This is a genomic window from Candidatus Symbiopectobacterium sp., assembly GCF_020054415.1.
GTDB lineage: Bacteria > Pseudomonadota > Gammaproteobacteria > Enterobacterales > Enterobacteriaceae > Symbiopectobacterium.
In genome coordinates this window covers 1-4,533 of sequence record NZ_JAHWCO010000370.1, presented here as the reverse complement: position 1 = coordinate 4,533, position 4,533 = coordinate 1, and the positions used below count along the sequence as shown (strand labels likewise).

Below are 4,533 nucleotides of genomic sequence, written 5' to 3'. Positions count from 1 at the left end.
TTCGTCGTTGTAAGCCCTGTAGCCATCCGTGTTTGCATGACTGACGACGGTAACGCTGATGGCCACTTTTGCCATAACCGTGTTTTTTCACAGGAGATGTCTGTTCACAAAACGGGCATCTTACATCAACTTTAGCCACTGGATTCCACATCCAAAACCGGACATTTCACGCTGCAATCAACATATTGAATACACGACCATCAAAATAAGGCACCGCTTCACTCAGCGTCACCTACAGCGTATGGTCATCCACGGCTTTGACGCCCAGCGTGTCCGGCGTTTTCTTGCCAGCAATAATGTCATCAATGTTAACGATATGCCCGTATTGCAGGTAACTGGCGTAAGGCGATGCCGTTGCCGGACCGGCTAGTCGCTGCCAACTGTAAACAAAATCCTGCGCGATAAGGGGATCGCCATTCGACCAGCGTGCGTCTTTGCGCAAATGAAACGTCCAAACGCGGAAATCTTTATTTTCCCAACGCTCCGCCACGCCGGGCAACATTTTTCCATTCGGATCGGTAATCACCAGCCCTTCCAGCAGATCGCGTGAGACGTTGGACTCTGGCACACCTTCTATTTTATGCGGATCGAGGGAGGCCACTTCCGCACCGTTGTTTCGCACCAGCACCTGCTCTTTGGCTAACGGAGTGTCGGGCGGCGTTGCCACATACGCGACAAGCGCACCGCTACCCCAACAGCTAAGCAACAATGCCACTGTTGCGGCAAGCCGTGCTGTCCCCGTATGCCATTGACGTCGTATTTGCGCCGAATCTCCTAGAATCTCCTATTTGTGAAACAGCGTAACCTGATAATCCGTTGTCCATATATCCGGTCCTCTCTATGTAATCACATTGATATCACATGGGTTACTTCAAAGCTAATGGCCACGAGGAAAATGCAAGAAGTATCCTGGAAGCGCTACAAACGTTATTCTGGTCGACGGCTACCCGTTCTGAGATGACGCTGATAAACGACGGGTTATCCTCACGCATATAACAGGTGAATAATTTTATGGTAATCAAATAGTCAGAGAATAATCCAAAGATTTTCCCACATATGGCAGGTTATAAATACCAACAAACAAAACAATTACGCTACAAATAACCACTAAAATTAACGATTATGCTTGCTGAATGGAATCAGCATTTTGAATTGGGAGGAAGATCACACAAAAGACACCCACGAATGGGTATGCTGCCTTCACAGTGTTAAACAGACGATGTGGAATGAACCACCATCACCCACGGAGAAGAAAGGAGATTACGCCACCGCTGGCCACAGCCCTTTCAGGCAATGAGTAGGTTAACCATGCGTTCAGCCACGAATGCGATGCCGTTATCTATACTTAGTGCTTTGCAATAATGATTTGGCTACAAATGGTTTGTCAAATCATTGCCTGAAAGAGTTTAACATTATCAGGAGAGCATTATGGCCGTAATAAACGTTGCTGAACTTAACGCATTGGTTGAACGCGTCAAGAAGGCACAGCAGGTCTTCGCCAATTTTACTCAAGAGCAAGTCGATCAAATCTTTCGTGCCGCCGCCCTCGCCGCCGCTGACGCCCGCATTCCGCTGGCCAAAATGGCAGTAGCCGAATCTGGTATGGGTATAGTGGAAGACAAAGTGATTAAAAACCACTTCGCTTCTGAATATATCTACAACGCTTATAAGGATGACAAAACCTGTGGCATTTTGTCAGAGGACGACACCTTCGGCACCATCACCATCGCTGAACCGATCGGATTACTGTGCGGTATTGTCCCAACCACAAACCCGACCTCTACCGCCATTTTCAAAGCACTTATCAGCTTGAAAACCCGTAATGGCATCATCTTCTCGCCGCACCCGCGCGCCAAGAATGCCACCAATAAAGCCGCAGACATCGTGCTTCAGGCCGCCATCGCTGCTGGCGCGCCGAAAGACATTATTGGCTGGATTGATGAGCCTTCCGTAGAATTGTCCAACCAGCTAATGCACCATCCTGACATCAATATGATCCTCGCCACTGGCGGTCCCGGCATGGTAAAAGCCGCCTACAGTTCCGGCAAACCGGCCATCGGGGTGGGCGCTGGCAATACACCGGTAGTGATCGATGAAACGGCGGATATCAAACGCGCTGTTGCCTCGATTCTGATGTCGAAAACCTTCGATAACGGTGTTATCTGCGCATCTGAACAGTCGGTGATTGTGGTAGACAGCGTTTACGACGCGGTGCGGGAACGTTTTTCGACCCATGGCGGCTATCTGCTGCAAGGTAAAGAGCTCGAAGCTATCCAATCGATTATTTTGAAAAATGGCTCGCTCAACGCTGCGATTGTAGGTCAGGCCGCGCCAAAAATCGCTGAAATGGCCGGTTTTACCGTGCCCGCAGGTACTAAAGTCCTTATTGGTGAAGTTGTTAACGTGGATGAGTCAGAGCCCTTTGCCCACGAGAAACTGTCGCCAACGCTTGCCATGTACCGCGCCAAAGATTTTGACGACGCCGTCGTCAAAGCCGAAAAATTGGTGACCATGGGCGGTATCGGTCATACCTCGTGCCTGTATACCGATCAGGATAACCAGTTAGCACGCGTCAATCACTTCGGGGCGATGATGAAAACCGCGCGTATTTTAATCAATACGCCAGCCTCTCAGGGCGGTATCGGCGATCTGTACAACTTTAAGCTGGCACCGTCGCTGACCTTGGGCTGTGGTTCTTGGGGCGGTAACTCAATTTCAGAAAACGTCGGACCCAAACACTTGATTAACAAGAAAACGGTAGCAAAGCGAGCTGAAAATATGTTGTGGCACAAACTTCCGAAATCCATCTATTTCCGTCGTGGCTCCTTGCCCATCGCACTGGAAGAAGTGGCAGAGGATGGCCACAAACGCGCCTTTATCGTGACTGACCGTTTCTTGTTTAATAACGGCTATGTGGATCAAATCTCCTCGGTACTGAAACAGCACGGAATGGAAACTGATGTTTTCTTTGAAGTAGAAGCCGATCCGACGCTGAGCATCGTGCGCAAAGGTGCGGAACAGATGCAAGCGTTCAAACCTGACGTGATCATCGCACTCGGTGGCGGCTCGCCAATGGACGCGGCCAAAATCATGTGGGTCATGTACGAGCACCCTGATACCCATTTCGAAGAGTTGGCTCTGCGTTTTATGGATATCCGTAAACGTATCTACAAATTCCCGAAAATGGGTGTAAAGGCGAAGATGATTGCCGTTACCACCACCTCCGGCACCGGTTCTGAAGTAACGCCGTTCGCCGTAGTAACGGATGACGCCACAGGGCAAAAATACCCGCTGGCTGACTATGCGCTCACGCCTGACATGGCGATCGTGGATGCAAATCTGGTGATGAACATGCCAAAATCCCTGTGCGCCTTTGGCGGCCTAGATGCGGTTACCCACTCACTGGAAGCCTACGTATCGGTGCTTGCCAACGAATATTCCGACGGGCAAGCGCTACAGGCATTGAAGCTGCTCAAAGAGAACCTGCCAGCCAGCTACCGTGACGGTGCGAAAAATCCGGTCGCGCGTGAACGCGTTCACAACGCCGCCACCATCGCCGGTATTGCCTTTGCCAACGCCTTCCTTGGGGTCTGCCACTCCATGGCGCACAAGCTGGGTTCTGAGTTCCATATCCCGCACGGTTTGGCCAATGCCCTGTTGATCGCTAACGTCATTCGTTATAACGCGAACGACAACCCGACCAAGCAAACCGCATTCAGTCAATACGATCGCCCACAAGCGCGTCGTCGTTATGCTGAAGTTACCGATCACTTGGGGCTGAGTGCACCCGGCGATCGCACCGCGGCGAAGATTGAGAAGCTGTTGACCTGGTTAGATAAAATCAAAACTGAACTGGGTATCCCGACCTCGATTCGCGAAGCGGGCGTGCAGGAAGCTGATTTTCTGGCGAAAGTGGACAAGCTGTCTGAAGATGCCTTTGACGATCAGTGTACCGGTGCTAACCCGCGCTATCCGCTGATCGCTGAGCTGAAACAGATCATGCTGGACACTTACTATGGTCGTCCGTATACGGAAGGTGTTGAAGAAGAGAAAGCACCGGCCAAAACCGAGAAAAAAGGTAAAAAGGATAACTAAGAAGCGATAACACACCCTTGCCGTTAAGGTAGGTGTTTCTTCCTTCCCCCAGCGACGCACCGCTTCGTTGGGGGTTTTTTATTCGCCTATTTTCTATCTGCCGATACTGACGCGTGGGCTAATCTGTACTAGCTCAGACCTGATCTGACAGTTACCGATTATTTATACAGGTGTCTGTCAGATTACATCTGGTTCAGATTCTTTTCTGCCCAGATCCGTTTTCCATCGAGTAAAGTGGCCATCGGCGTAGGCCCGCAGCACGTTTTTCCCTGATGAGTTCGCTCATTATTGTAATGCCACAACCAGTTGTCCAGATCTACCTGCAGGCTTTCCAGGTCTCCATATAACTTCTTGCGGAATGTAACCTGATAAAAATCCTGAAAAATGGTTTTATGGAAGCGCTCGCAGATGCCGTTCGTCTGCGGAGACATCGCCTTC

Annotated in this window: 3 protein-coding genes and 1 pseudogene; 1 reads left to right on the top strand and 3 read right to left on the bottom strand. The window is 50.3% G+C overall.

Translation table 11 applies throughout. The features are described from left to right. Both QZ506_RS10900 and QZ506_RS10895 read right to left on the bottom strand, forming a co-directional pair. Window positions 1-139, bottom strand: a 139-nt coding sequence (locus QZ506_RS10900) for an IS1 family transposase (RefSeq protein WP_367273006.1), incomplete at its 3' end; no start/stop codon positions are given. 96 nt (window positions 140-235) lie between these two features. Next, a pseudogene (locus QZ506_RS10895) lies at window positions 236-760 on the bottom strand (ABC transporter substrate-binding protein); the annotation flags it as partial. A gap of 668 nt (window positions 761-1,428) precedes the next feature. On the opposite strand from QZ506_RS10895, the gene adhE reads away from it, so the two are divergent. Continuing rightward, window positions 1,429-4,095, top strand: coding sequence for a bifunctional acetaldehyde-CoA/alcohol dehydrogenase (adhE, locus tag QZ506_RS10890; RefSeq protein ID WP_291971044.1), 2,667 nt, complete (start codon window positions 1,429-1,431; stop codon window positions 4,093-4,095). Window positions 4,096-4,277: 182 nt separating this feature from the next. Here adhE and QZ506_RS10885 read toward each other — a convergent pair. Beyond that, window positions 4,278-4,533: integrase core domain-containing protein (locus tag QZ506_RS10885; RefSeq protein WP_291971042.1), on the bottom strand; the 256-nt coding region annotated here is incomplete at its 5' end.

Excerpts from the sequence above, each read along its gene's own strand:
- adhE (WP_291971044.1), top strand. The coding sequence starts at position 1,429 with ATGGCCGTAATAAACGTTGCTGAACTTAACGCATTGGTTGAACGCGTC.